Raw genomic sequence first — 24,371 nt, 5'->3', positions numbered from 1 at the left:
TCTTTAGCTGGTTACGGTCGAGAAAGCTGTGGGCGCACTGATGCACCGACTGGCAAGATTACCAGTCCAGGGTCGAATATCCCAAACCGCCGCACGATGCGCCTGATTGAGAAGGTTACACGGGGTTTGCGGGGATGTTTCCGCACTGCTCAAATCGCGGACGTGTAGCAGCATGTTTGCTATGACGCCGACGGCAGACAATGTGGTGAATACAGGCTCGGCCACGACGCGGGCGCGTCCCTCCGGAGTGTTCGACGGATATGCGGACATCGGTCGCTACGAGTTGGCTTTCGACGAGATGTTCGACGCCGACGGATCAGTGCGAGAGTCCTATCGAGGGGTGTACTCCGCGCTGGCGCCGACGAGCAGTAAGGACCTCGGGGCCCGCGCAGACGCACTTGGTCGCGCCTTCATCGATCAGGGGGTGACGTTCTCGCTCTCGGGGCAGGAAAGCCCCTTCCCGTTGGATGTGGTTCCGCGCGTTATCGCGGCGCAGGAGTGGGCGCACCTCGAAAAGGGCATCAAACAACGGGTCAAAGCGCTGGAGTTGTTTCTGGCAGACATTTACGGCGAACAGCGGATTCTGCGTGATCACGTGCTTCCCCGGCGGCTGGTCACCTCGTGTGAGCACTTCCACCGGGAGGCCACGGGAATTGTGCCGCCCAACGGCGTGCGTATTCACGTGGCCGGGATCGACCTGGTCCGGGACGAAGTCGGTGACTTCCGGGTGCTCGAGGACAATCTGCGATCACCGTCCGGGGTCTCCTATGTGATGGAGAACCGTCGGACCATGACGCGGGTGTTCCCGGACCTGTTCATGTCGCACCGGGTGCGTGCTGTCGGTGATTATGCAACTCATTTGCTGCGCGCCCTGCGAGCCGGTGCGGCCACGAACGAAGCCGACCCAACTGTGGTTGTTCTCACACCGGGTGTCGCGAATTCGGCGTACTTCGAACACTCGCTGCTCGCGCGACAGATGGGTGTCGAGTTGGTGGAGGGCCGCGACCTCTTCTGCCGCGACAACGTCGTCTACATGCGCACGACGGAAGGTGAACGTCAGGTCGACGTGATCTACCGACGGATAGACGATGACTACCTCGACCCGATGCACTTCCGCCCGGACTCGATTCTCGGTGTGGCCGGCGTGCTCAACGCGGCCCGGGCGGGCAACGTCGTGATTTCGAGTGCTGTGGGAAACGGAGTCGGAGACGACAAACTTGTCTACACCTATGTGCCGCAGATCATCGATTACTACCTCGGTGAGAAACCGTTGCTGCAGAACGTCGACACGTTCCGTTGCTGGCTCGACGACGAGTGTGAGGAAGTACTCGACCGCGTCGCGGAACTGGTGATCAAACCCGTCGAGGGGTCCGGTGGGTACGGCATCGTGTTCGGCCCGGACGCGAGCCCGGCGGAACTGGCCGAGATCACCGGAAAGATCAGAGCCGATCCGCGCGGCTGGATCGCTCAACCGGTGGTGCAGTTGTCGACAGTGCCCACGAAGATCGGGGACGTGTTGTCGCCGCGTCATGTCGATCTGCGTCCCTTTGCGGTCAACGACGGTGACGACATCTGGGTATTGCCCGGCGGGTTGACTCGCGTGGCGCTCCCGGAAGGCTCGTTGGTGGTCAACTCGAGCCAAGGCGGGGGAAGCAAGGACACGTGGGTATTGGCCGCGGCGACATCAACCGACGCCGGGGAACTGGCGGGTGAGGAACTTGTCGGCGAACCGCCGGAATCCGCAGAACCTGACAAGGGCCCGGAACTGACTCCGTCACAACTGAATCAACAACAACAGTGATCACGCCGAAGCGATCAACAGAACGGAGTGTGATGTAAGGATGCTTGCCAGAAATGCCGAATCTCTCTACTGGATCGGCCGTTACGTGGAACGGGCCGATGACACCGCGCGCATCCTCGACGTGACCGTCCACCAACTGCTCGACGACACGACCCTCGATCCGGATCGAACGTCGCGGTTGTTGCTTCGGGTCCTCGGAATCGACGCGCCGGAAGAGGAACTGGATGTGCGGTCGCTGACGGATCTTGTTGCGTTCAGTCGCAATCAGGTCGGATCGATCGTCGACTCACTGTCGAGCGCCCGGGAAAACGCTCGTGGCGCACGTGAGGTGACGTCCAGTGAGATGTGGGAGTGCCTGAACACGACGTACAACGGCTTGGGGGAGCGCGAGCGAGCGTCGCGCTACCTCGGGCCACACGAGTTCTTCCGCTACGTCGAGGAACGCGCGGCAATGTTTGCGGGACTGGCGGATTCGACGCTCAGCCGCGACGACGGTTACCGGTTCCTGCTGTTGGGTCGCTCCATCGAGCGAGTCGACATGATCGTGCGCATGCTGCTGGCCCGTGCGGGGGACAAGCCGACGTCGCCTGCCTGGGTGTCGGTGCTGCGCTCGGCCGGCGCGCACGACACGTACCTCCGTACCTACCGTGGTGCTCTCGACGCGAACCGGGTCGTGGAGTTCATCCTTCTCGATCGGCTGTTTCCGCGGTCGGTGTTCCACTCGATTCGGCAAGCGGAGAAGTGCCTGGAGGAACTGGACCCGCAGCAGGCCAGCCGGGTCGGGATCCGCGCTGAGGCCACCCGATTGCTCGGTAGGGCACGAAGTGAGCTCGAGTTCCTCCCCCAGGGAGTGTTGCTCGAGGATTTGCAGTTGAGACTGTTGGGTTGGCAGGAGACGTGTCGCGAACTGGGTGAGGCTATTTCGTTGCAGTACTTCCATGCCGCGCCATGGGTCGCGTGGACTGACGCAAGTGCTGTCTACGCCGAGGCGACTGTGGAGGGGGAACTGTGAGTTGGCGAATGAGGGTTGTACACACGACCGGATATGCCTACGAAGCTCCGGTGACGTCGTCGTACAACGAGGTGCGACTGACTCCACGGGGTGACAACCGGCAAACTGTCATCTTGAACCGCGTCGAGACCCAACCGGCTTCGCGTGCCTACCGGTACACCGACTATTGGGGTACTGCCGTGACGGCTTTCGATCTTCATGCGCCGCATAAGGAACTGGAAGTCACCGGTCTTTCCGTTGTCGAGACGGAACCGTTTGTCGCGCCGGAAGAAAAGGTCGGCTGGGACGAGTTGGCCGGTAATTCGATCAAGGATCGGTTCAACGAACAATTGAGTTTCACGGATTATGTCCCGCGAGACGAGAAGTTCACGGCAATTGCCGAAGAATTGCGACAGGGTTTATCGCCGGAGGAAGCGGTAGTGGCCGTGTCGAAATGGGTGTACAGCGAAATGTCGTATGTGCCCGGGACTACCGGCGTCCACACGTCGGCGGTCGAAGCCTGGGCCGCACGCGAAGGTGTGTGTCAGGATTATGCGCATTTGACACTCGACATACTGCGCACCATGGGAATTCCGTGTCGATATGTTTCCGGATATCTGCATCCGACGCGCGATGCCGCTATCGGGGACACGGTGGTCGGGGAATCACACGCCTGGATCGAGGCGTGGACGGGTGCCTGGTGGGGATACGACCCGACAAACGTGATAGCTGTGAATGAACAACATGTCGCGGTCGGGATAGGTCGGGACTATTCGGATGTGCCGCCGCTGAAGGGAATCTATTCCGGCGGTCGATCGACAGATCTCGAAGTTGTTGTGGAGATCACTCGCCTTGCGTAAAGTCCGGCAAATCTAGACGCGTGAGCATTACTGCCGTTTCATTGACGAAGAAGGTGGGAATATGTCTCCAACTGCACAGGAATTAACCGAGGTCGAACCGATTTCGGACGTCAAGAAATATGTGGCCGAAGCGGTGGGGACATTTGTACTGGTGTTCTCCGCCGTCGGCACCGCCGTATTTGCCGGTGCGAAAGTCGGAAACCTCGGAGTTGCTCTGGCTTTCGGTTTGACCTTGCTGTTTCTGGTGTACGCCATCGGCCCGATTTCGGGTTGTCACGTCAATCCCGCGGTGACCGTCGGCCAATTTGCCATCGGGCGAATCTCGGCAGTGAATGCGGGCATCTACATCGTCGCTCAGATAATCGGTGGTCTTCTTGCAGGTGTTGTCATCTACACCGTCGCAAACAGCCTTCCTGCCTACAACAGAGTCGCAGACGGCCTGGGTGCTAACGGATGGGGAGCGCACAGTCCGTCGGCCGAGAAGAACCTCCTGGGAATGGTGGTGTCCGACGGCTACGGCATCGGCGCCACGATGATCATCGAGATCTTGCTGACCGCGCTTCTGGTGTTCGTCGTTCTGGCGTCCACCGACCAGATCTCCGACGTTCCGCTGGCCGGAGTGTCCATCGGCTTCACGCTCGCCGTGATCCACCTGATCTCGATCCCGATCGACAACACGTCCGTGAACCCCGCCCGCAGCCTTGCCGTCGCCCCGTATCAGGTCGGTGCCATGGGCCAAGTGTGGCTGTTCATCGTGTTCCCGATCATCGGCGGCGCACTCGGCGCACTGATCTACCGCGCGTTGTTCGGCCGATTCAATCGCTTGAACAGCTGAGCCGCCTCAACAGCTGAGCGATTTCGGTAGTGCTTTGTCCTTCGGGTCGGCTTCAGCTCCAGCTGAAGTCGGCCCGAAGTTTTGTGGCGACCAACTCGAACTTTTTGCGGTCCATGACGGCTCCTTCGCGGCGAATACCGGCTTCCGGGACGTCGAGAACACGATCCAACCTGATCCAACTTGGGCGGCCTTCGCTGTCCCACGGGCCGGACCCGATGGCGACCCAATCTCGCTCGCCGTTGCGCTTGCTCTGCGACGACAGCATCAAGCCCAGAAGTGTGTCCCCGTCTCGGCCGACAACCAGAACCGGGCGGTCCTTGCCCTGCGTCGGGTCCTCTTCGTAGGCGACCCAGGTCCAGACGATCTCGCCGGGATCGGCTTTGCCGTCGAGATCGGGGGAGTATTCGACCTTGCGGGCGCGATGCGCGGTGGGGACGGTGCGCGCCGCGACCGGTCGGCCGGACGTGCCCGTCGACGCGTTCGACGACTGCAGTTGGCGTAGCAGTGTCGGGCCCTTGTCCAGAGCGAAGTTACCGAGGGTTCTACCGAGCTGCTTCCACATGCTTGCCATGGCGACCGAGCATAATCGCATGGTGCGCGGGAACCCTGAGCGCTTGGTGCGGGCACACCCGAGTGCTCTGTGCGGGAACCGCTGGCGCGGCGGCGGTGAGACTTGGATATCCTAAGGGTTGACAGTGGCCCGGATCCGGGCCGGTGCCGGTCCGATTAAGGGGTCTCCCATCAGCAGCTTCGCCGACAAGACGTTCACGGATCCTGCGCAGATCCGGAACTTCTGCATCATTGCGCACATCGACCACGGTAAGTCGACGCTGGCAGACCGCATGCTGCAGCTCACCGGCGTGGTCGAAGAGCGGGCGATGCGCGCGCAGTATCTGGACCGCATGGACATCGAGCGCGAACGTGGCATCACCATCAAGGCCCAGAATGTGCGCCTGCCCTGGACTGTCAACGGTGAAGAGTTTGTCCTCCACCTCATCGACACCCCCGGCCACGTCGACTTCACGTACGAGGTCTCGCGTGCGCTCGAAGCGTGTGAAGGCGCGATCCTGCTGGTCGACGCAGCTCAGGGCATCGAGGCTCAGACACTGGCCAACCTGTACCTGGCGATGGAGAAGGATCTCAAGATCATTCCCGTCCTCAACAAGATCGACCTCCCGGCTGCCGATCCCGACCGCTATGCCGAGGAAATTGCGCACATCACCGGCTGTGAGCCCGGCGATGTCCTGCGCGTCTCGGGTAAGACCGGCATGGGCGTCAAGGAACTGCTCGACGAAGTAATCGTGCAGATTCCCGCACCCGTCGGTGATGCCGACGGTCCGGCTCGCGCGATGATCTTCGACTCGGTCTACGACGCGTATCGCGGCGTGGTCACGTACGTGCGTGTTGTCGACGGCCGGATCCGTCCGCGCGAGAAGATCACGATGATGTCCACCGGCACCACGCACGAACTGCTCGAGGTCGGCATCATCTCGCCCGAGCCGAAGGCCAGTATCGGCCTGGGCGTCGGCGAGGTGGGCTATCTCATCACGGGTGTGAAGGACGTTCGTCAGTCGCGAGTCGGTGACACCGTCACCACAACGCGCAACGGCGCCACACAACCGCTCGTCGGCTACCGCGATCCCAAGCCGATGGTCTACTCGGGTCTGTACCCGATGGACGGCTCGGACTACCCCGTGCTGCGCGACGCTTTGGACAAGCTCCGCCTCAACGACGCGGCCCTGGCGTACGAGCCCGAGACATCGGTTGCTCTGGGATTCGGTTTCCGCTGCGGCTTCCTGGGACTGCTGCACATGGAAATCACCCGTGACCGTCTCGAGCGCGAGTTCGGTCTCGAACTGATTTCCACGGCGCCCAACGTCGTGTACCGCGTCGTGATGGAAGACGGGTCCGAGGTCATCGTCACCAACCCGTCGTACTGGCCTGAAGGCAAGGTTCGTGAAGTGTACGAACCGGTCGCCAAGTGCACCGTCATCGCGCCGAGCGAGTACGTCGGCGCAATCATGGAGCTGTGCCAGTCGCGTCGTGGTGAGCTCGGCGGCATGGATTACCTGTCGGAGACCCGCGTCGAACTGCGCTACGAATTGCCCATGGGCGAGATCATGTTCGACTTCTTCGACGCGCTCAAGTCCCGCACCAAGGGCTACGCCAGCCTCGACTACGAAGAGGCCGGCGAGCAGCAGGCAGACCTGGTGAAGGTCGACATTCTGCTGCAGGGCGAGGCCGTCGACGCGTTCTCCTCGATCGTTCACCGCTCCAACGCCGGTGCCTACGGTGGCCGGATGACATCGAAGCTGCGCGAGCTCATCCCGCGTCAGCAGTTCGAAGTTCCGATCCAGGCCGCGATCGGCGCGAAGATCATCTCGCGCGAGAACATTCGCGCAATCCGCAAGGACGTCCTTGCCAAGTGCTACGGCGGCGACATCAGCCGTAAGCGCAAGCTGCTCGAGAAGCAGAAGGAAGGCAAGAAGCGGATGAAGACCATCGGCCGCGTCGAGGTTCCGCAGGAAGCATTCGTGGCAGCACTGACATCCGAATCGGTCGGCGAGAAGCCCAAGAAGTAGGAGCGCATGATCACCACCTGGTTGTCCCGAGAATTCGGAATCGAGATCCCGGTACTCGGGGCACCCATGGGTGGGCGGGCCGGTGGCGCTCTCGCCGGCGCGGTCTCCGCTGCCGGTGGGCTGGGTCTGCTGGGGGCGGCCAGGTACAACACACCCGAGTGGATCGAGGCCGAAGCCGACGTGGCTCGCTCGATCGGCGGGAAATTCGGTGTCGGGCTCATGACGTGGTCACTGCCCGAGAACGAATTGATGCTCGACACCGCGATAGCGGTCAAACCGACCATGATCACCTTGTCGTTCGGTGATCCCGCCGCCTATGTCGGCCGCATCCACGATGCCGGGATTCCCGTTGTGTCACAGATCAATACGCTCGAAGACCTCCGCGTTGTCGAGGCCGCGGGAGTGGACGCCGTCATCGCGCAGGGCGGTGAGGCCGGCGGGCACACCGGCCGCATCGGAACTCTCCCGCTGCTGCAGGAGATCCTCGAAGCAACCTCGCTGCCGGTGCTCGCTGCGGGTGGGATCGGGACCGGGCGCGGTCTGGCCGCGGTTCTTGCTGCCGGCGCGGAGGGCGTGATGATCGGGACCGCGTTGCTCGCCAGCCCCGAAACTGTCGGCCCGGATTACGCGCGTGATCGCGTCGTCGAAGCCGGGAGTGCGGACACCGTCTACACGTCCGTGTTCGACCGAGCGCGCAGTCAGCCGTGGCCGCAGCGTTGGGGTGGCCGAGCCATCGCCAACGACTTCACGGCAGCGTGGGACGGCGTCGATGCCGATGAGGGCACTCTCGCAAAGGCGTACGACCCGTCCGATCCGAACAACGGCGTCGTGTATGCCGGAGAAGCGGTGGGACTCGTGCATGGAACTCACCCCGCCGGTGACGTGGTTCGGCGGATCGGCGCGGATGCGGAGCGCCACCTATCTGCTGTGCGCCTTTCTTGACCGCGGGCGGTTGAGAAAGGCGCACAGCAGGGGACTTACGTCGCGTTGTGCGCAGGCTGGAATGCGCCGGCTTCGGCGGCCTCCTCGGCGCGGATCACGTGCACCACGGCGTTGATCAATGCCAGGTGGGTGAACGCCTGCGGGAAGTTTCCGAGATGACGGCCGGTGTGTGCGTCGATCTCCTCGGCGTAGAGCTTGAGCGGGCTGGCAAATCCGAGTAGACGCTCACACAGGTGCTTCGCGCGCTCGAGTTCGCCGATCTCGACCAACGCCGAGACCAACCAGAACGAACAGATGGTGAATGTGCCTTCTTCGCCGCTCAATCCGTCGTCGGTGGTTTCGACGCGGTAGCGCAGAACCAGGCCTTCCTCGGTGAGTTCGTCGGCGATGGCAAGCACGGTTGCCCGGATACGGGGATCGTCGGCCGGGAGGAAACGCAGGAGCGGCGCGAGAAGCAGCGACGCGTCGAGTGAATTGTGCCCGTATCGCTGGGTGAGCACACCACGAGAGTCGACGCCGTGAGCGAGGATATCCTCTTTGATCTCGTCGGCAATGGCGGACCACTGCTGCGCAAAGCTCTTCTCGCCCTGCATTTCTGCGAGCTTGGCGCCGCGGTCGAGAGCAACCCAGCACATGATCTTCGACGACGTGAAGTGTTGCGGTTCGCCGCGCACTTCCCAGATCCCGCGGTCGGGTTGACGCCAATGCTTGATGGCTTCCTCGACCTGCCGCTTGAGTAGCGGCCACAATGCTTCGGGGACACGCTCGCGGGTGCGGATGTGGAGATACACCGAGTCGAGCATGGTGCCCCAGATGTCGTGCTGCTTCTGGTCGAACGCGCCGTTGCCGATCCGTACCGGCCGCGCACCGTCGTAGCCGGACAGGTGGCTCAGTTCGGACTCCTCGAGGGTTCGCTCACCGCCGATGCCGTACATGACTTGCAAGGGGTGTGGTTTCCCGTGGTCGGAGCTGGAGACGTCGTAGATGAAGTTGAAGAAATCGTTGGCTTCGCGGTCCAGTCCGAGGGTGTAGAGGCCCCAGAGCGCGAAGGTGGAATCGCGAACCCACGCGTAGCGGTAGTCCCAGTTACGTTCTCCGCCAGGTGTTTCCGGGAGAGATGTCGTGGAGGCGGCAAGGAGGGCGCCGGTGGGGGCATAGGTGAGCCCCTTGAGGGTGAGTGCGCTGCGCTGGAGGTAGGCCCGCCACGGATGGTCGGGGAACTTGCCGATGGTGACCCATTCACGCCACGATTTTGCGGTCTGCCACATCATCTCGGCGGCTTCGTCGAAGGTCTGCGGCGACGGCAGTTCGGACCACGACAGTGCGACGAACGCGTTGTCGCCCTCGACCAACCGGGTGCGTGCACGGGCTTCGCGCCCCTCGAGTCCGAGGCGCAGATCGGTGGTGAGGCGCAGTGACGGATGATCGCCGGGCCGTGAGGAATGGCACGTGGCCGTCGCTTCCTCGTACACCTTGCCGGTGTACTCCCAGATTGCGGCACCCCGGTGGTAATCGAAGGCCGGTTCGCAGCTCATTTCGAGTTCGACAGTGCCGCTGACGCACTTCACAGTGCGGAGCAGGATGTGTTCTGCATCCCAGTCGGTGGGTGTGCGCCGATGAGTGCTGGAACGCTTGTCGACGTTGTGCCACGGGCCGAGAACCAACGCGTCGCGCACGACCAGCCATCCCGTCTCGGTCTGCCAGGTGGTCTCGAGAATGAGCCCGCCGGGAAGGTAGCGGCGAGCTGCCGGAACGTTCTGACCGTACGGGCCGATCCGGAAGTGCCCTGCACTGCGATCCAGGATCGCGCCGAAGACGCTCGGAGAGTCGGGACGCGGGACGCACATCCACTCCACTGATCCGTTCCGGGCGATCAAGCAGGATGTCTCGCAGTCGGACAGAAATGCGTAGTCGTCGATGGGTGGGAAGGTGCTTCGGTGGTGGCCTGCCGTGGTGGAGGGGACGGCCTGCATTACTTCGTCGTCGACACTCATTCGGACATTGTCCGGCCAGATCTGAGGCACGTCCACTCCACAGTCGTTCGGTGCCCGCGGCGGCGAACGATAGGGTGATGAGCGTGGAGCGAATTGCGGGTTGGTGGGACGGCGTGGAGCTGTGGATTGCCGGCCTTCCCTTCATCCCACAGGTCGTGTTGGTCCTTGCCGTTGTTGTTCCACTGTGTGCCGGCATCGCGATCGGTCTGGATCGTGGATTGTCAGCAGTGCTGTCGTCGCCGGTCTTCGAGTGGCTACGACGCACCCCAGCGGCAATCTCCGAGAAAACCCCCGAGAAATCTTTCAGAGAAGTCGAGGAAAACTGATGCCCCGCTCACGGGTCACTCTTGCACTGATCGCCCTGATCCTTCTTTGTATCGTGGCGTGGCTTCTCACTCGTTAGAGATTCGATTCGAGACCGCCGGAATGCTCTGCTAGAGTCCTCGACGTGTCCGAAGCAGCAGCTCCCCAGATCCGCCACCAGTTGGCGTTGATCGCTGTCGGCATGCTTGACGTCGCTGACGTCGCCTGTTGTTGATTTCCCTGTAGTTCGAATTCCTCGGCGGCGCACGTGCGCCCCGCTCGAACTCTTCTGCGCGTAGTTCGCGCCCCCCGACCATGGGCATCTTAAAGCCCCGTCGGCTCTTCATGTCCGAACATTCCGATGGATTCAGCCCCAGAGGTCTCGGACTTTCACGCTGTGTCAGCCCTTTTCTGTCAGCCCTCTCGGAAGGTATCTGCAATGAAACGCCGTTCCCGCACACTCCTCACTGCTATCGCGACCATGGGGGCCGTGGTACTCACAGCGTGCAGCGGTGGCTCGAGCGATACCGTCGGTGCCGATACGGTTGCCAGCGATGGTAGCGCCGGCACGATCAACCTGTTTGCCTACGCGGTCCCGAAGCCCGGTTTCGACAAGCTGATTCCCGCATTCCAGGCGACGGAAGACGGCAAGAACGTTGCGTTCAACCCGTCGTACGGCGCCTCGGGCGACCAGTCGCGCAAGGTGAAGGACGGCGCGGAAGCCGACTTCGTCAACTTCTCCGTCGAGCCCGACATCACGCGTCTCGTCGACGCGGGCCTGGTGGACAAGAACTGGAATCAGGACGCCTACAACGGAATTCCGTTCGGATCGGTTGTCACCATCGTGACGCGTCCCGGAAACCCGAAGGGCATCAAGGACTGGGACGACCTGCTCCAGCCCGGCCTCGAGGTTGTCACCCCGAACCCGTTCAGTTCGGGCTCGGCCAAGTGGAACCTGTTGGCGCCGTACGCGGCAAAGAGTGACGGCGGCAAGAACCCGCAGGCCGGCCTCGACTACATCACCGCGCTCGTCAACGATCACGTCAAGATCCAGCCGAAGTCGGGCCGCGAAGCATCGGAAGCCTTCTTGCAGGGCAGCGGCGACGTTCTGATCAGCTACGAGAACGAAGCACTGTTCATCGAGGGCAACGGTGATCCGGTCGAGCACGTCACCCCGCCGACGACGTTCAAGATCGAGAATCCGGTCGCTGTGCTGTCGAACAGCAAGGTTCTGGAGCAGGCAACGGCGTTCAAGGATTACCTCTACACCACCGAAGGCCAGAAGCTGTGGGCCGAAGCAGGATTCCGCCCGGTTGATCCCGCGGTTGCCGCCGAGTTCACCGACAAGTTCCCGGAGCCCACGAAGCTGTGGACCATCACGGATCTGGGTGGCTGGAAGACCGTCGACTCCACACTGTTCACCAAGGACACCGGTTCCATCGCCGTAATCTACGACAACGCAACCAAGTAAGACTGCCGTGACCGACACCATTGAACGCACGCCCGTTACCCGCAAACCCAAACTCGCGCGGGTCACGGGAAGCGTCGGGCCACTCGGCATCGGCGTGGCCACACTCTGGCTTTCCATCATCGTCCTGCTGCCGCTCGCGGCGTTGACCGTCACCGCTTTCGACGACGGTATCGCCGGGTTCTGGGACGCCATCACCGCACCGGTCGCGCTGGCGTCGTTGCGGGTGACGCTGTTCGCCTCGATCGTCGTGGCGTTGATCAACGTCGTGATGGGCACGATCATCGCGTGGGTGCTTGTGCGAGACGAGTTCCCGGGCAAGCGAATTGTGAACGCGATGATCGACCTGCCGTTTGCGTTGCCGACCATCGTGGCGTCGATCGTGCTGCTGTCGCTGTACGGGCCGCAGTCACCGATCGACATTCACCTCAACGCAACCCAGCCCGGCCTGATCGTCGCGCTGGCATTCGTGACGCTGCCGTTTGTCGTGCGTTCGGTGCAGCCGGTTCTGATGGAGGTCGATCGTGAAGTCGAGGAAGCGGCAGCATCTTTGGGTGCGTCCAACTGGACGATCTTCCGTTCCGTTGTGTTGCCGACGCTGGCTCCTGCCGTGATTTCAGGAGCCGGCCTGGCGTTTGCGCGAGCGATCGGTGAGTACGGTTCCGTGGTTCTCATCGGCGGCAACATTCCGCGCGTGACGCAGGTGACGTCGCAGTACATTCAGCAGCAGATCGAAATCGATCGTCCGACCAATGCTGCTGCGGTGTCGGTGGCCTTGCTGCTCATCGCGTTCGTGACGCTGTTCGTGCTGCGTCTCTTCTCTTCTCGGGGTCAACGACGTGAGGAACGCGGCTGATGAACATTTCCACGAAATCGCGGATCGGACTGCGGTCCGTCGCGCTGCTGTACCTGTTCGTTCTTCTTGTGGTGCCGATCGGCGTGATCTTGACGCGTACGTTCGAGAACGGGATCGGCGCGTTCATCGACTCGATCACGACGCCTGCGGCGATTTCGGCACTGAATCTGTCGCTGCTCATCGTGGTGATCGTGGTACCGATCAACGTGATCTTCGGAATTGTCACCGCACTTGCCTTGGTGCGCGGGCGTTTTCCCGGTCGCGGTGTTTTGCAGTCCGTCGTCGACCTGCCGTTTGCGGTCTCGCCTGTTGTGGTCGGTGTGTCGCTGATCCTGCTGTGGGGCGCAAACGGATGGTTCGGCGGAATCGAGTCCTTGGGATTCAAGGTGATCTTCGGATTGCCTGGCATGGTGCTCGCAACCATCTTCGTCACGTTGCCGTTTGTCGTCCGTGAGGTCGAACCCGTCCTGCACGAGATCGGTGACGAGCAGGAGCAGGCCGCGGCGACGCTCGGTGCTTCGGGGTGGCAGACGTTCTGGCGCATCACGTTGCCCGCGATTCGGTGGGGCTTGACCTACGGAATCGTGTTGACCGTTGCCCGCTCTCTCGGTGAATTCGGAGCTGTCATCATGGTGTCGTCGGGCTTCCCCGGGGTATCCCAGACGTTGACCTTGCTCGTGCATTCGCGATACATCGACGATCACAACACCTTTGGTGCGTATTCGGCAGCTACTCTGCTGATGGGCATCGCCATCATTGTCCTGTTGCTGATGACGCTGCTGGACCGCAAGAGGAGCAACACATGATCACTGTGACCGGGGCGCGTAAGAACTACGGTGACTTCGCGGCGCTCGACGACGTGTCCGTCAACATCCCGTCCGGTTCCCTGACCGCACTGCTCGGGCCGAGTGGCTCCGGCAAGTCGACGCTATTGCGGTCGATCGCGGGTCTCGAGCAACTCGATTCCGGCACCATCACGATTGCGGGAAAGGACGTCACCGGCGTCTCCCCGCAGAAGCGTGACATCGGGTTCGTGTTCCAGCATTACGCCGCGTTCAAGCACATGACGGTTCGCGACAACGTCGCGTTCGGTCTCAAGATCCGTAAGCGTCCGAAGCCGGAGATCGAGAAGAAAGTCAACGAACTTCTGGAGATCGTCGGCCTCGACGGCTTCCAGCATCGTTATCCGGCACAGCTTTCCGGTGGTCAGCGTCAGCGGATGGCATTGGCGCGTGCCCTTGCCGTCGATCCGCAGGTGCTGCTGCTCGACGAGCCTTTTGGCGCGCTGGACGCGAAAGTTCGCGCAGACCTGCGCACCTGGCTCCGCCGGTTGCACGACGAAGTGCATGTCACGACGGTTCTGGTCACCCACGACCAGGAAGAAGCCCTCGATGTCGCGGATCGCATCGCTGTGCTGAACAAGGGACGGATCGAGCAGATCGGTGAACCTGCCGACCTCTACGACCGCCCGGCCAACGATTTTGTGATGTCCTTCCTCGGATCTGTCGCCAAGCTCAACGGCCAGTTGGTACGCCCGCACGACATCCGGCTCGGCCGCGACCCCAGCATGGCTCTCGCTCAGGAAGCCGGAACCGCAGAATCGCTCGGCGTCACCCGGGCAACAGTCGAACGTGTGGTGTACCTGGGCTTCGAGGTTCGTGTGGACCTGCGCAACGAAGCGACGGGGGAGCTGTTCTCAGCTCAGGTCACGCGCGGAGACAGTGCTGCTCTGCATTTGGAAGCCGGCGAGACGGTGTACGCCCGTGCGACTCGGGTTCCGGACCTTCCGGAAGAGCCGGTGGACTCTCCGACGGTTGTGAGCCTCGTAGGCCAGGTGTGACGCGGTTTCTCACCCCTCGCGGCACACCATCACCGGGCACTGGGCGTGGTGAATGAGGCTCTGACTGGTGGATCCCACGATCGAGGCCATGAACGGGCTTCGACCGTGGCTTCCCACGACAACAAGTTGAGCCTCGGCTGAATGCTCGAGAAGCGCCTTCATCGGTCCACTTCGCTGCACGCTGCGAGTGACCTCGACCTCGGGGTACTTCTCGGTCCAGCCGGCGAGGCATTCGGAGAGCAGCGCGTTCTCGTGCTCCTCGTACGGACCCCAATCGGTGAACCGCCGCGCTTCGGAGTAGCCCCCGAGCGAGGCGTGTTCGTTCCAGGTGTGGACGGCAACGAGGGGCACACCGAGAAACGCCGCAAACTCGAAGGCGTGGCCGGTGGCGAGTTCGCTGAGTTTGCTGCCGTCGATACCGACGACGATGGGCCTGGTGTCGGTGTTGGCGTGATCGCCGCTGCCGCGGAAGACGGTCACCGGGCAATGGGCGCGGTTCACCACTCTGATCGTGTCGGATCCCAGAAACACCGACTGCATCTCGGTGGTTCCGGCTTGTCCGAGCGAGAGGATTCGTGCGGTTTTCGAGAGTTCGACGAGCGCTGCCGCCGTGGTACCGGAGACGAATACACGCTCGATGGTGACGTCGGTGTGGTCGTCACGAATGGCGTTCTCGGCCTCCTCGACCAACTTCGCACCTTCGATACGGACGTGACGATCGAACATCTCTTCGTCGGTCACGGCGCCGCCTTCGCTGAAATCCGGTTGTCCGCGCAGCACATGTGTCAGGCGCAGCGGTTCGTCGAATTTCCGGGCCGCAGACGCCGCCCATCGCGCAGCGTTCACCGCGCCGGGGGAGCCGTCGATTCCGGCCACGATTCCGTGTCGAACAGATGCACTGGTCATGGGAGTCTCCTCGCGTCGCCTCCTTCCAGTGTGTCCCTGCTCGCCTCGGGTTCGCTACACGGAAGCCTTTGCCCGCCGGGCAAGCACGTCGGTGGAGACCGAGGGCAGTGATCGACGTGGCCGCAATGACAGCAGGGCAGTGATGAATCCGTTACCGAGAAGTGTCATGTCGACGTTTTTCAGAACGGTTCTGCGCATCAGGGCGAGGATCGCTGCGACGCCTGTGACGGCCATCCACATGGGAAGCGGGTAGAGCGTGAGACGTTCACCGAGTCCGAAGGTGAGGGTTCGGCCGAGGAGAAGGACAGCACCGACGAGTCCTGTTGCCGCGCAAAGGCCTGACCACACTGCGATCCACCGCTGGTGGTTCCAGAACGAGACGGTGAGAAGCACGAGGACGGCGTGGCGGGCGACAAATCCGGGCAGGACAGCAGTCCAGTGGACGAAGGTTCCGTCGTTGGCGGGGAACATTCCGGTGGCAGCGGTACTCAAGGCCACGACGACTGCCAGTCCCAGTATCCATTTCTTCGTGCGACCGTCCGGAATGTACTTGTGCAGCAACGCTGCTCCGAGAATGGTGAGTGCGCCGAGGATCATGAACGCGGCATTCATCACGTCGTGTAGCGGTGAACACGAATCGGTGCTGCAGGTTGTGACGCCCAGCGAACTGATGGAATCACGCGCAAAACTGTAGGGAGTCTTCCAGGCGCCGGCTGTGAGGATCTCGACCAGTAGATACAGGACGGACAGGACCCAGGCGACGCCGGCGGTGCCGAGACGGAAATTGTGAGTGATCGTCTTGCTCCCAACTGGTTGGTGGAACCAACAGTACGGTAACAATCTGATAACGGCCTGTGAAATTGCTCAGGCGGAGCGAATCAACCGGCCGGGAAGAGTTTCAGCAGCGGCGTTGTATCGGTCGATCATCGTCTCGATCAGCAGGGCGTGGGCACCGATGGTGTCTGCAAAAACCGTGCCGTCGAAAGCGGTAGTTGCGGCAGCACTGAGGCGATCGGTCAGAAGGCCGGGTGCAAGAAACCATGGCGCAACAACTATGCGGTTGGCGCCGCCTTCGCGGAGTGCGGAAATTGCGGCCCCCACGCTGGGCTGCGCCGAGGTGGCAAAACAGACTCGAACACCGGACCACTTCGTTCCGGTAGCGAGGGCGCCGGGAATCTCGGCAGTTGCGGAGTTGGCTTCCGCGTCGGACGAGCCGACCGCGGCAACCGCTACACCCACCGACGGATCGTCGGGATGCGCACCGGCTTCGAGAATTCGCTCCCGCAGCGCCTCGATCAATCGATCGTCACGACCCAGTACCTCGGCTTGGGTCACGGTCAACTGCGGGTGGCGCAGTGTGGCCGCTGCGAGGAGCCCGGGCAGGTCGACGCGGGCGTGGAAAGCGTGGCCCAGCAACATCGGAACAACAACGGCGTGAGTGTGGCCGTCGTGTGCAACACCGTCAAGGACCTGATCGATGGACGGCGCATTGAGATCGAGAAACGCCAGCCGGACATCGAGACCTGGCTGGGCTTCACGAAGAGCCGCCACGGCAGCCGTGATCGCCCGAGCGGAACGGGGATCACGGCTTCCGTGTGCAACAGCAATGAGCGGAACCATCTTCTTAGACGCGCTCGCCCAATTCGACAGCGGAAATGACGTCGCCGACCAGGCCGGCTGCGAGAGTGTTTCCACCAGCGGGATCGATCAACAGGAAGCTGCCCGTGTGGCGGTTGACGGCGTAGTCGTCGGCCACGATCGGCTCGGCTACCCGGATCGAGATCTTGCCGATCTCGTTGAGCTCGAGTGTTTCCGGGCCCTGATCCGTGGTGAGATCCTGCTCGTTGAAGCGCTCCACCAAGCTGCCGACGATGGCCTGCGTCGTGCGCGTGCCGTGCTTGAGCAGCAAGCGTGCACCGGGGCGAAGCGGCTTCTCGGCCAGCCAGCAGACGGTGGCGTCGAATTCGCCGATGGGCTCGGGTGCGTCCGACGGCGACGCGATGGTGTCGCCGCGTGAGACGTCGACGTCGTCGGCCAGGATCAGCGTGACGCTGCGCCCGGCGTGAGCGACATCCAGTTCACCGTCGGCGGTGTCGATCCGGACGACAGTGGTGCGCGTACCCGAAGGCAGGATCACCACTTCGTCTCCTGGCACGACGGAACCGGCGGCAACCTGGCCGGCGTAGCCGCGGTAGTCGAGGAACTCCGCCGTGCGGGGGCGGATCACGTACTGCACGGGGAAGCGCAGGCCGACGCGGTGCGGCTCGGCGTCGACCGGAATCGACTCGAGGTGCTCGATCAGCGTGGGGCCGGTGTAGTACGGGGTCTTGTCCGAGCGGATTGCGACGTTGTCACCGTGCAGAGCCGACACCGGGATCTCGACGACGTCCTCGCTTGCCCAGCCCAGTGAGCTGGTGAGTTCGTTGAACTCTGCGGAGATCGAGGTGAAGACCTCTTCGGGGTTCTCGACGAGGTCGATCTTGTTCACGGCGAGAACGAGCTTCGGGACACCGAGCAAGGCGAGAACCGCTGCGTGCCTACGAGTCTGCGCGATGACACCCTTGCGGGCATCGACCAGCAGGATCACGAGCTGAGCCGTCGACGCACCGGAAACCGTGTTGCGGGTGTACTGCACGTGGCCCGGTGTATCGGCCAGCACGAACGTGCGCTTGGGGGTCGCGAAGTAGCGGTACGCCACGTCGATCGTGATGCCCTGCTCACGCTCGGCGCGCAGACCGTCGACCAAGAGCGAGAGGTCGGGGGTATCGAGGCCGCGGTCCACCGACGCGCGGGTCACGGCGTCAATCTGGTCGGCGAGAACGGATTTGGTGTCGTACAACAGGCGGCCCACGAGGGTGGACTTTCCGTCATCGACGCTGCCGGCAGTTGCCAGTCTCAGCAAGTCGCTCATGATCAGAAATAGCCCTCTCGCTTGCGGTCTTCCATGGCCGCTTCGGAAACTCGGTCGTCGCCGCGGGTCGCGCCGCGCTCGGTCAAACGTGATGCCGCAACCTCGGCCAGGATGGCTTCATTGTCGGCTGCATCGGAGAGAACAGCACCGGTGGTCGAACCGTCGCCGACGGTGCGGTAACGCACCGAAAGGGTCTGCAGCTCTTCGCCTTCGGCCGGTCCGCCCCAGACGCCGGGGGTCATCCACATGCCGTCGCGCTGGTACACCGGACGCTGGTGGGCGTAGTAGATGCTGGCGAGTTCGACGTTGTCGCGGGCGATGTAACGCCAGATATCGAGCTCGGTGAAGTTGCTGAGCGGGAAGACGCGGACCTGCTCGCCGGGGGAGTGGCGACCGTTGTACAGGTTCCACAGTTCCGGGCGCTGCTTCTTGGGATCCCACTGGCCGAAAGCGTTGCGCAAGGAGAAGATTCGCTCCTTGGCGCGGGCCCGCTCTTCGTCGCGGCGAGCGCCACCGAAGACGGCGTCGAAGCGGTTCTCGGAGATCGCGTCCAGCAACGGAACGGTCTGCAGCGGGTTGCGGATACCGTCGGGACGCTCGGTGAGGCGACCGTCCGCGATGTACTCCTCGACGCTGGCCACGTGCAGGCGCAGGTTGTACTTCGCCACGACGTGGTCACGGAAGTCGAGGACTTCCTGCAGGTTGTGGCCGGTGTCGACGTGCAGCAGCGTGAATGGCAGCGGTGCAGGCCAGAAGGCCTTGATCGCCAGGTGCAGAAGCACCGTGGAGTCCTTGCCGCCCGAGAACAGGATGACCGGGCGTTCGAACTCGCCGGCCACCTCTCGGAAGATGTGGATCGCTTCGGACTCGAGGGCGTCGAGAGTATCGAACTGTGTGCCGTCGAGCTGAGGACGTGAAAGTGTCAAGTCAACTGTCATGATGCGTGCAACCCGCATTCTGTCTTGGAGGCACCGGCCCAACGACCGCTACGCGGATCGCTGCCGGGGGCTGGCTTGCTGGTGCAGGGCGCGCAGCCGATGGATGGATAGCCCTCGTCGACAAGCGGATTGACGAGGATGGAATGGGTGTCGATGTAGTTCTGCATCTCCTCGTCCGACCACGGAGCGATCGGATTGATCTTGACGAGTCCGAAGCCCTCGTCGAAGGAGATCAGCGGAGCGTTGGCGCGAGTAGGAGCTTCGACGCGGCGGATGCCGGTAACCCAGGCGCTGTAGCCGGACAACGTCTGCTTGAGCGGCGCGACCTTGCGAAGTGCGCAGCAACGGTTGGGATCGCGGGCGAAGAGGTCCTTGCCCTCCGCGATGTCCTGCTCACCGACGCTTGCCAATGCGCGAGCGTTGATGACGTTGACGCCGTACACCTGCTCGACAGCGTCACGCGTGCCGATGGTCTCGGGGAAGTGGTAGCCGGTGTCGAGGAAAAGTACGTCGACGCCCGGATGTACCTGTGCGGCAAGGTGAACCAGCACACCGTCCTGCATATTCGATGCAACGATGTAACCGCTACGATCCCCCGTCGCTGCGCTCGCCCCGTCACCGAACGTGTCCTCGGTCCACTGCAACAGTTCCTGCGCGCTGGCTCCGTCGAGTTCTACGGCACCGCGTTCGGCGATCGCCCGAAGCTCGTCGACGGTTGCTCGCGAAATGTCCACTGTCATCGCAAATCTCCTTCGTCTGCTCGCACTGCCCATTCGGCGAACCGCTCACCTTCGTTGCGGTTCTTCGCGAACTGACGTACGACGCGGTCGATGTAGTCACCCATCTCGACGCTGGTGACCTTGTGCTGGCGCAGCTTGCGTCCGAAGGCGCTGTCGAATCCGAGGCTGCCTCCCAGGTGAACCTGGAAACCCTCAACTTGATTCCCGTCGCCGTCGTCGACGAGCTGGCCCTTGAAGCCGATGTCCGCGACCTGCGAGCGGGCGCACGAGTTGGGGCAACCGTTGATGTTGATGGTGATCGGCACGTCGAGCTGGCTGTTGATGTCGGCCAGACGTTCTTCGAGTTCCGGAACGAGAACCTGCGAGCGCTTGCGGGTCTCGGCAAACGAGAGCTTGCAGAACTCGATGCCGGAGCAGGCCATGAGGTTCTTGCGCCAGTGCGACGGACGTGCGGGAAGGCCCAGTGCGTCGAGGTCGGCGATCAGCGGCTCGAGGGTGTTGTCTGCAACGTCGAGAATGATGAGCTTCTGGTACGGGGTGAAGCGGATCCGGTCGCTGCCGGCCTTCTCTGCCGCGTCGGCGACCTGCGCCAGGATATCGCCGGACACTCGGCCGGCGATCGGCGCGAAACCGACTGCATTGAGGCCGTTTCGGGTCTTCTGGATGCCGACGTGATCGATCGGGCGCGTGGGCTTCTCCGGTGCGGGACCGTCGATGAGCGGACGCTTCAGGTACTCGGTCTCGAGAACTTCGCGGAACTTCTCGATGCCCCAGTCCTTGATGAGGAACTTGAGCCGGGCCTTCGCGCGCAGACGACGGTAGCCGTAGTCGCGGAAGATCGAGACAACACCTTCCCAGACGTCGGGAACCTCGTCGAGCGGAATCCAGGCGCCGACGCGTTGCGCGAGCATCGGGTTGGTGGACAGTCCGCCGCCGACCCAGAGGTCGAGGCCGGGGCCGTGCTCGGGGTGGTTCACGCCGATGAAGGCGATGTCGTTGATCTCGTGAACAACATCCTGCTGACCGGAGATGGCGGTCTTGAACTTGCGCGGCAGGTTGGAGTACTTGGGGTCGCCGATGTAGCGGCGCACGATCTCGTCGATCGCCGGAGTGGGATCGAGGACTTCGTCGAACGATTCGCCGGCCAGGGGAGAACCGAGGACAACGCGGGGGCAGTCACCGCAGGCTTCGGTGGTCTTGAGTCCGACGTCTTCGAGACGCTTCCAGATCTCCGGGACGTTCTCGATCTCGATCCAGTGGAACTGAACGTTCTCACGGTCGGAGAGGTCTGCGGTGTTGCGGCCGAACTCCTTCGAGATACCGGCGATGGTGCGCAGTTGCTCGACGTTGAGAGCGCCGGCGTCGCAGCGCACTCGCATCATGAAGTACTTGGCCTCGAGGAGATCGAGGTTCTCGTCGCCGGTGAAGGTGCCGTCGTATCCCTGTTCACGCTGGGTGTAGAGGCCCCACCACCGCATGCGGCCGCGCAGGTCGCTCTTGTCGATGCTGTCGAAACCCTGCTTCGAGTAGATGTTCTCGATGCGCGCGCGCACGTTGAGCGGGTTGTCGTCCTTCTTGGCCTGCTCGTTTGCGTTGAGCGGCTCGCGGTATCCGAGGGCCCACTGACCTTCGGCGCGCTGCTTCGTGGGGCGAGCAGCGCGAGCGGGCCGTGCCTCGGCGGGCGCTGCCGAATCGGCAGTCGGGGCGGCGTCGGTTGTCGACGTCATCGATGAACTCCTGGATCTTCGGCGGTGTTGATCAGGCACGAGGCACGCAAACGCTGCAGCATTGTGACTCTGTCCGATCGGGGTGCACCGGACCGTGTCGAGTGAGGGGGCTGTCCTCGGGCTCGAAAGGCTTGCGGCCGGCAGATGTGCTCACCAAGCAGGCAGCGGAAACGCTGAAGGCTGGGGAAACAGGTGGAGATGAGCGGGGAAGGCTTGTTGATCAGTTGAAGATCAACAGCAACAGCAGTGCAGACACGTGGAACTGCACACGCGCTTGAAGTCGACGTGGCGACGCGCCACAAGTCGTACTCCTGGTCCGGTCATGCGGACCATTGTGCCACGTCAACTCGATAATTCCGACTCGGGGACCTATTTCCACGAAAAATGGGGGAAATAGCGTGCTCAGGGGACTTGGTGGTCCGGCCAGGTCGGCGAATAGGTCGGCACGCGCGATGCTGGGAGACTGGTGGAGTGAATGTCACCGCTACAACCCCCTTCGTGTTGCCCGCTCGCTCGCTCGAGGGCGTCGGGACGCGGCCGTTCGGGATCTATGTCCACGTCCCGTTCTGTGCGACGCGATGTGGCTACTGCGACTTCAACACGTACACCGCGGGCGAGTTGGGGACCTCGGCGTCGCCGCAGTCCTGGCTTGAAGGGCTCAAACGCGAACTCGACCTCGCGGCGCAGATGACCGGAGCACCGGCGGCCGAGACGGTGTTTGTCGGTGGCGGAACCCCGTCGCTGCTGGGCGGCGACGGTCTGTCCGAGGTGCTCGAGGCAGTACGGAGCAGTTTCGGTCTGGCTCCCGGTGCCGAGGTCACGACGGAATCGAATCCCGAATCGACGTCGCCGGAGTTTTTCGACGCCCTGCGCAGCGCCGGTTTCACGCGAATTTCTCTCGGTATGCAGTCGGCGGCCCAGCATGTGCTCAAGATCCTGGACCGCACGCACACACCGGGCCGGGCAGTAGCGGCCGCAAAAGAGGCGCGCGCGGCAGGGTTTGCGCACGTGAACCTCGACTTGATCTACGGAACGCCGGGGGAGCGGGATATTGATCTCGATGCTTCCCTGGATGCAGTTCTTTCCGCCGACGTCGATCACGTCTCGGCCTATGCGCTGATCGTGGAGGACGGCACTGCGATGGCACGCAAGGTTCGCCGTGGTGAATTGCCCGCGCCCGACGACGATGTGTTGGCGTCGCGGTACGAACGGATCGACGCGCGGCTGTCCGAGGCTGGATTGTCCTGGTACGAGGTCTCCAATTGGGCGAAGGCGGAAACGGTCGAATCCGGGGATACCCGTTGCCGTCACAACCTCGGTTACTGGGACGGCGGCGACTGGTGGGGTGCCGGTCCCGGCGCGCACAGTCACGTCGGCGGAGTGCGGTGGTGGAACGTCAAGCACCCGGCGCGCTACGCGGAGCAACTCGCACAGGGTGAACTGCCCGTCGGTGGCAGTGAGGAACTTTCCGCCGACGACATTCACATGGAGCGGGTGATGCTGACCGCACGGTTGCGCACCGGCCTGCCGTTATCGGAATTAACTGTGTCCGAACGTGATTCGGCCGATCAGGTTGTTGCCGACGGTTTGGCGATCGTCGACGACGGCCATCTGATCCTGACCGATCGTGGTCGGCTACTTGCCGACGCCGTCATCCGCACGGTACTGACCTGAGCGGCTACTTCGGGTAGGTGTTCGTTACCTGTGTGAAGTTGTCATCGCCCCAGGAGATGATGGTGCCGTCGGATTTCAGGGCCGACGAATGGTTGGCGCCGGCACTGACGGCGGTGAAGCCGCTACCCCTGGGCGTATTCGTGACCTGCTTGTCGTTGTCCCAGCCCCACGAGGTGATGGTGCCGTCGAATTTCAGTGCCACGCAATGGTGTGCGCCGGCGGCGACCGCAGTAAAACCGCTGCCCCGAGGAGAGCCGGTGACCACCCGGTGGCTGTCGCCTCCCCAGGAGACGACGGTGCCGTCGGATTTCAATGCCACCGAGTGGTAGTTGCCGGCGGCGATGGCAGTGAAGCCGTTTCCAGTGGGGGTGTTCGTGACCTGGTTGAAGCCGTCGTCTCCCCAGGATGTGATGGTGCCGTCGGCATTGAGCGCCACCGAATGGCTGTCTCCGGCGGCGATGGCGGTAAACCCGCTGCCGGTAGGTGTGTTTGTGACCTGTTTGTAGGTGTCCCAGCCCCAGGATGTGATGGTGCCGTCGGATTTCAGTGCCGCCGAATGGTAGGTGCCGGTGGCGATGGCGGTGAACCCGCTACCGGTGGGGGTGTTCGTGACCAGCTTGGAGCCGTTGTTTCCCCAGGATGTGATGGTGCCGTCGGATTTCAGCGCCAGCGAATGGCTGCCGCCTTCGGCGTAGGCGGTGAAGCCACTACCTCGAGGGGTCTTCGCGGCGAGGGCGGAGCCGTCCCATCCCCAGGAGGCCACGTTTCCGAGTGGTTCGACCGGCATGTCATCTGGTCCGGCCGCAGCGATTGCCACAGCAGCAAGAGTGAGCACACCTCCAGTCAATACGACGGCGAGACCCTGTAAACGACTGACAGGGCGTAATCGGCGCCGGTGAACCATGACTGTGCCTCTCTGCGGCAAAATCCCGCACAGGGGCGGTGTGGCACCGTAGGTAACCACTGAGCAAAGATATCGGACAGTTCGGTCAAAAGCACGCAT

At 62.8% G+C, this 24,371-nt stretch carries 23 protein-coding genes; 13 read left to right on the top strand and 10 right to left on the bottom strand.

Annotation, left to right across the window (positions count from 1 at the left end; all coding sequences use genetic code 11):
- The first annotated feature begins 181 nt into the window (after positions 1-181).
- The 4 genes from EEB13_RS20400 (at position 182) to EEB13_RS20385 (ending at position 4,487) form a co-directional block, all read left to right on the top strand.
- Positions 182-1,801 (top strand): circularly permuted type 2 ATP-grasp protein, encoded by a 1,620-nt coding sequence (locus EEB13_RS20400; RefSeq protein WP_045067891.1) that lies wholly within the window; start codon positions 182-184, stop codon positions 1,799-1,801.
- 40 nt (positions 1,802-1,841) lie between these two features.
- Entirely contained in the window at positions 1,842-2,813 is a 972-nt protein-coding gene (locus EEB13_RS20395; protein WP_033232943.1) for an alpha-E domain-containing protein, read from the top strand.
- An 8-nt stretch (positions 2,814-2,821) separates the two neighbouring features.
- Positions 2,822-3,652, top strand: coding sequence for a transglutaminase domain-containing protein (locus tag EEB13_RS20390; RefSeq protein ID WP_095885913.1), 831 nt, complete (start codon positions 2,822-2,824; stop codon positions 3,650-3,652).
- A 61-nt stretch (positions 3,653-3,713) separates the two neighbouring features.
- Positions 3,714-4,487, top strand: a complete 774-nt coding sequence (locus EEB13_RS20385; RefSeq protein ID WP_033232946.1) for an aquaporin — start codon at positions 3,714-3,716, stop codon at positions 4,485-4,487.
- Between the two features lie 52 nt (positions 4,488-4,539).
- Here the strand turns inward: EEB13_RS20385 and EEB13_RS20380 are convergent, their stop codons facing one another.
- Positions 4,540-5,058, bottom strand: a complete 519-nt coding sequence (locus EEB13_RS20380; RefSeq protein ID WP_045066969.1) for a type II toxin-antitoxin system PemK/MazF family toxin — start codon at positions 5,056-5,058, stop codon at positions 4,540-4,542.
- A gap of 118 nt (positions 5,059-5,176) precedes the next feature.
- On the opposite strand from EEB13_RS20380, the gene lepA reads away from it, so the two are divergent.
- The gene (gene lepA / locus EEB13_RS20375; protein WP_033232951.1) at positions 5,177-7,069 is read left to right on the top strand and encodes a translation elongation factor 4; all 1,893 of its coding nucleotides are present in this window, start codon (positions 5,177-5,179) and stop codon (positions 7,067-7,069) included.
- A gap of 6 nt (positions 7,070-7,075) precedes the next feature.
- Positions 7,076-8,011 carry an NAD(P)H-dependent flavin oxidoreductase gene (locus EEB13_RS20370; protein WP_045066971.1) on the top strand — a complete coding sequence of 312 codons (936 nt, stop codon included), beginning with the start codon at positions 7,076-7,078 and terminating at the stop codon, positions 8,009-8,011.
- A gap of 35 nt (positions 8,012-8,046) precedes the next feature.
- On the opposite strand, the gene EEB13_RS20365 is transcribed toward EEB13_RS20370, so the two are convergent.
- Positions 8,047-10,005 (bottom strand): glycoside hydrolase family 15 protein, encoded by a 1,959-nt coding sequence (locus EEB13_RS20365; RefSeq protein ID WP_033233173.1) that lies wholly within the window; start codon positions 10,003-10,005, stop codon positions 8,047-8,049.
- Between the two features lie 83 nt (positions 10,006-10,088).
- On the opposite strand from EEB13_RS20365, the gene EEB13_RS20360 reads away from it, so the two are divergent.
- From EEB13_RS20360 to EEB13_RS20340, 6 genes are all read left to right on the top strand, one after another.
- Positions 10,089-10,331, top strand: coding sequence for a hypothetical protein (locus EEB13_RS20360; protein WP_033233174.1), 243 nt, complete (start codon positions 10,089-10,091; stop codon positions 10,329-10,331).
- A gap of 122 nt (positions 10,332-10,453) precedes the next feature.
- Positions 10,454-10,543 (top strand): Ms4533A family Cys-rich leader peptide, encoded by a 90-nt coding sequence (locus EEB13_RS32335; RefSeq protein WP_309599224.1) that lies wholly within the window; start codon positions 10,454-10,456, stop codon positions 10,541-10,543.
- Positions 10,544-10,747: 204 nt separating this feature from the next.
- Positions 10,748-11,779 (top strand): sulfate ABC transporter substrate-binding protein, encoded by a 1,032-nt coding sequence (locus EEB13_RS20355; RefSeq protein WP_033232955.1) that lies wholly within the window; start codon positions 10,748-10,750, stop codon positions 11,777-11,779.
- Positions 11,780-11,786: 7 nt separating this feature from the next.
- The gene (gene cysT, locus EEB13_RS20350) at positions 11,787-12,632 is read left to right on the top strand and encodes a sulfate ABC transporter permease subunit CysT (RefSeq protein WP_033232957.1); all 846 of its coding nucleotides are present in this window, start codon (positions 11,787-11,789) and stop codon (positions 12,630-12,632) included.
- Positions 12,632-13,438 (top strand): sulfate ABC transporter permease subunit CysW, encoded by an 807-nt coding sequence (gene cysW, locus EEB13_RS20345; protein ID WP_033232959.1) that lies wholly within the window; start codon positions 12,632-12,634, stop codon positions 13,436-13,438. The genes cysT and cysW overlap by 1 nt, the downstream gene beginning before the upstream one ends.
- Positions 13,435-14,472 carry a sulfate/molybdate ABC transporter ATP-binding protein gene (locus EEB13_RS20340; RefSeq protein WP_033232961.1) on the top strand — a complete coding sequence of 346 codons (1,038 nt, stop codon included), beginning with the start codon at positions 13,435-13,437 and terminating at the stop codon, positions 14,470-14,472. The genes cysW and EEB13_RS20340 overlap by 4 nt, the downstream gene beginning before the upstream one ends.
- Positions 14,473-14,481: 9 nt before the next feature.
- On the opposite strand, the gene EEB13_RS20335 is transcribed toward EEB13_RS20340, so the two are convergent.
- From EEB13_RS20335 to EEB13_RS20305, 7 genes are read right to left on the bottom strand one after another with little or no spacing between them, the layout of a single operon-like run.
- Positions 14,482-15,378 (bottom strand): universal stress protein, encoded by an 897-nt coding sequence (locus EEB13_RS20335; RefSeq protein ID WP_033232963.1) that lies wholly within the window; start codon positions 15,376-15,378, stop codon positions 14,482-14,484.
- A gap of 54 nt (positions 15,379-15,432) precedes the next feature.
- Positions 15,433-16,218: a DUF998 domain-containing protein gene (locus tag EEB13_RS20330; protein WP_051730377.1), complete on the bottom strand. Its 786-nt coding sequence runs from the start codon at positions 16,216-16,218 to the stop codon at positions 15,433-15,435.
- Positions 16,219-16,242: 24 nt separating this feature from the next.
- The gene (locus EEB13_RS20325; protein ID WP_033232965.1) at positions 16,243-16,998 is read right to left on the bottom strand and encodes a sirohydrochlorin chelatase; all 756 of its coding nucleotides are present in this window, start codon (positions 16,996-16,998) and stop codon (positions 16,243-16,245) included.
- Between the two features lie 4 nt (positions 16,999-17,002).
- Positions 17,003-18,289: a sulfate adenylyltransferase subunit 1 gene (locus EEB13_RS20320; RefSeq protein ID WP_033232967.1), complete on the bottom strand. Its 1,287-nt coding sequence runs from the start codon at positions 18,287-18,289 to the stop codon at positions 17,003-17,005.
- Positions 18,290-18,291: 2 nt separating this feature from the next.
- Positions 18,292-19,227: a sulfate adenylyltransferase subunit CysD gene (gene cysD / locus EEB13_RS20315; protein WP_033233176.1), complete on the bottom strand. Its 936-nt coding sequence runs from the start codon at positions 19,225-19,227 to the stop codon at positions 18,292-18,294.
- Positions 19,224-19,967 carry a phosphoadenylyl-sulfate reductase gene (locus EEB13_RS20310; protein ID WP_141486127.1) on the bottom strand — a complete coding sequence of 248 codons (744 nt, stop codon included), beginning with the start codon at positions 19,965-19,967 and terminating at the stop codon, positions 19,224-19,226. The genes cysD and EEB13_RS20310 overlap by 4 nt, the downstream gene beginning before the upstream one ends.
- Positions 19,964-21,694: a nitrite/sulfite reductase gene (locus EEB13_RS20305; protein WP_033232972.1), complete on the bottom strand. Its 1,731-nt coding sequence runs from the start codon at positions 21,692-21,694 to the stop codon at positions 19,964-19,966. Before EEB13_RS20305 ends, EEB13_RS20310 begins: the two co-directional genes overlap by 4 nt.
- 471 nt (positions 21,695-22,165) lie before the next feature.
- Here EEB13_RS20305 and hemW point away from each other — a divergent pair, with 471 nt between their 5' ends.
- A complete protein-coding gene (hemW, locus tag EEB13_RS20295) occupies positions 22,166-23,368 on the top strand; it encodes a radical SAM family heme chaperone HemW (protein WP_092808674.1) in 1,203 nt (400 codons plus the stop codon).
- A gap of 4 nt (positions 23,369-23,372) precedes the next feature.
- On the opposite strand, the gene EEB13_RS20290 is transcribed toward hemW, so the two are convergent.
- A complete protein-coding gene (locus EEB13_RS20290) occupies positions 23,373-24,203 on the bottom strand; it encodes an RCC1 domain-containing protein (protein ID WP_187328589.1) in 831 nt (276 codons plus the stop codon).
- Between the last annotated feature and the right edge of the window lie 168 nt (positions 24,204-24,371).

This window comes from Rhodococcus sp. WS3, assembly GCF_003797085.1.
In the GTDB taxonomy this organism is placed as follows: domain Bacteria; phylum Actinomycetota; class Actinomycetes; order Mycobacteriales; family Mycobacteriaceae; genus Rhodococcus_F; species Rhodococcus_F globerula.
The sequence above is the reverse complement of the archived record's forward strand: the minus strand, read 5'-3'. Positions and strand labels throughout refer to the sequence as shown.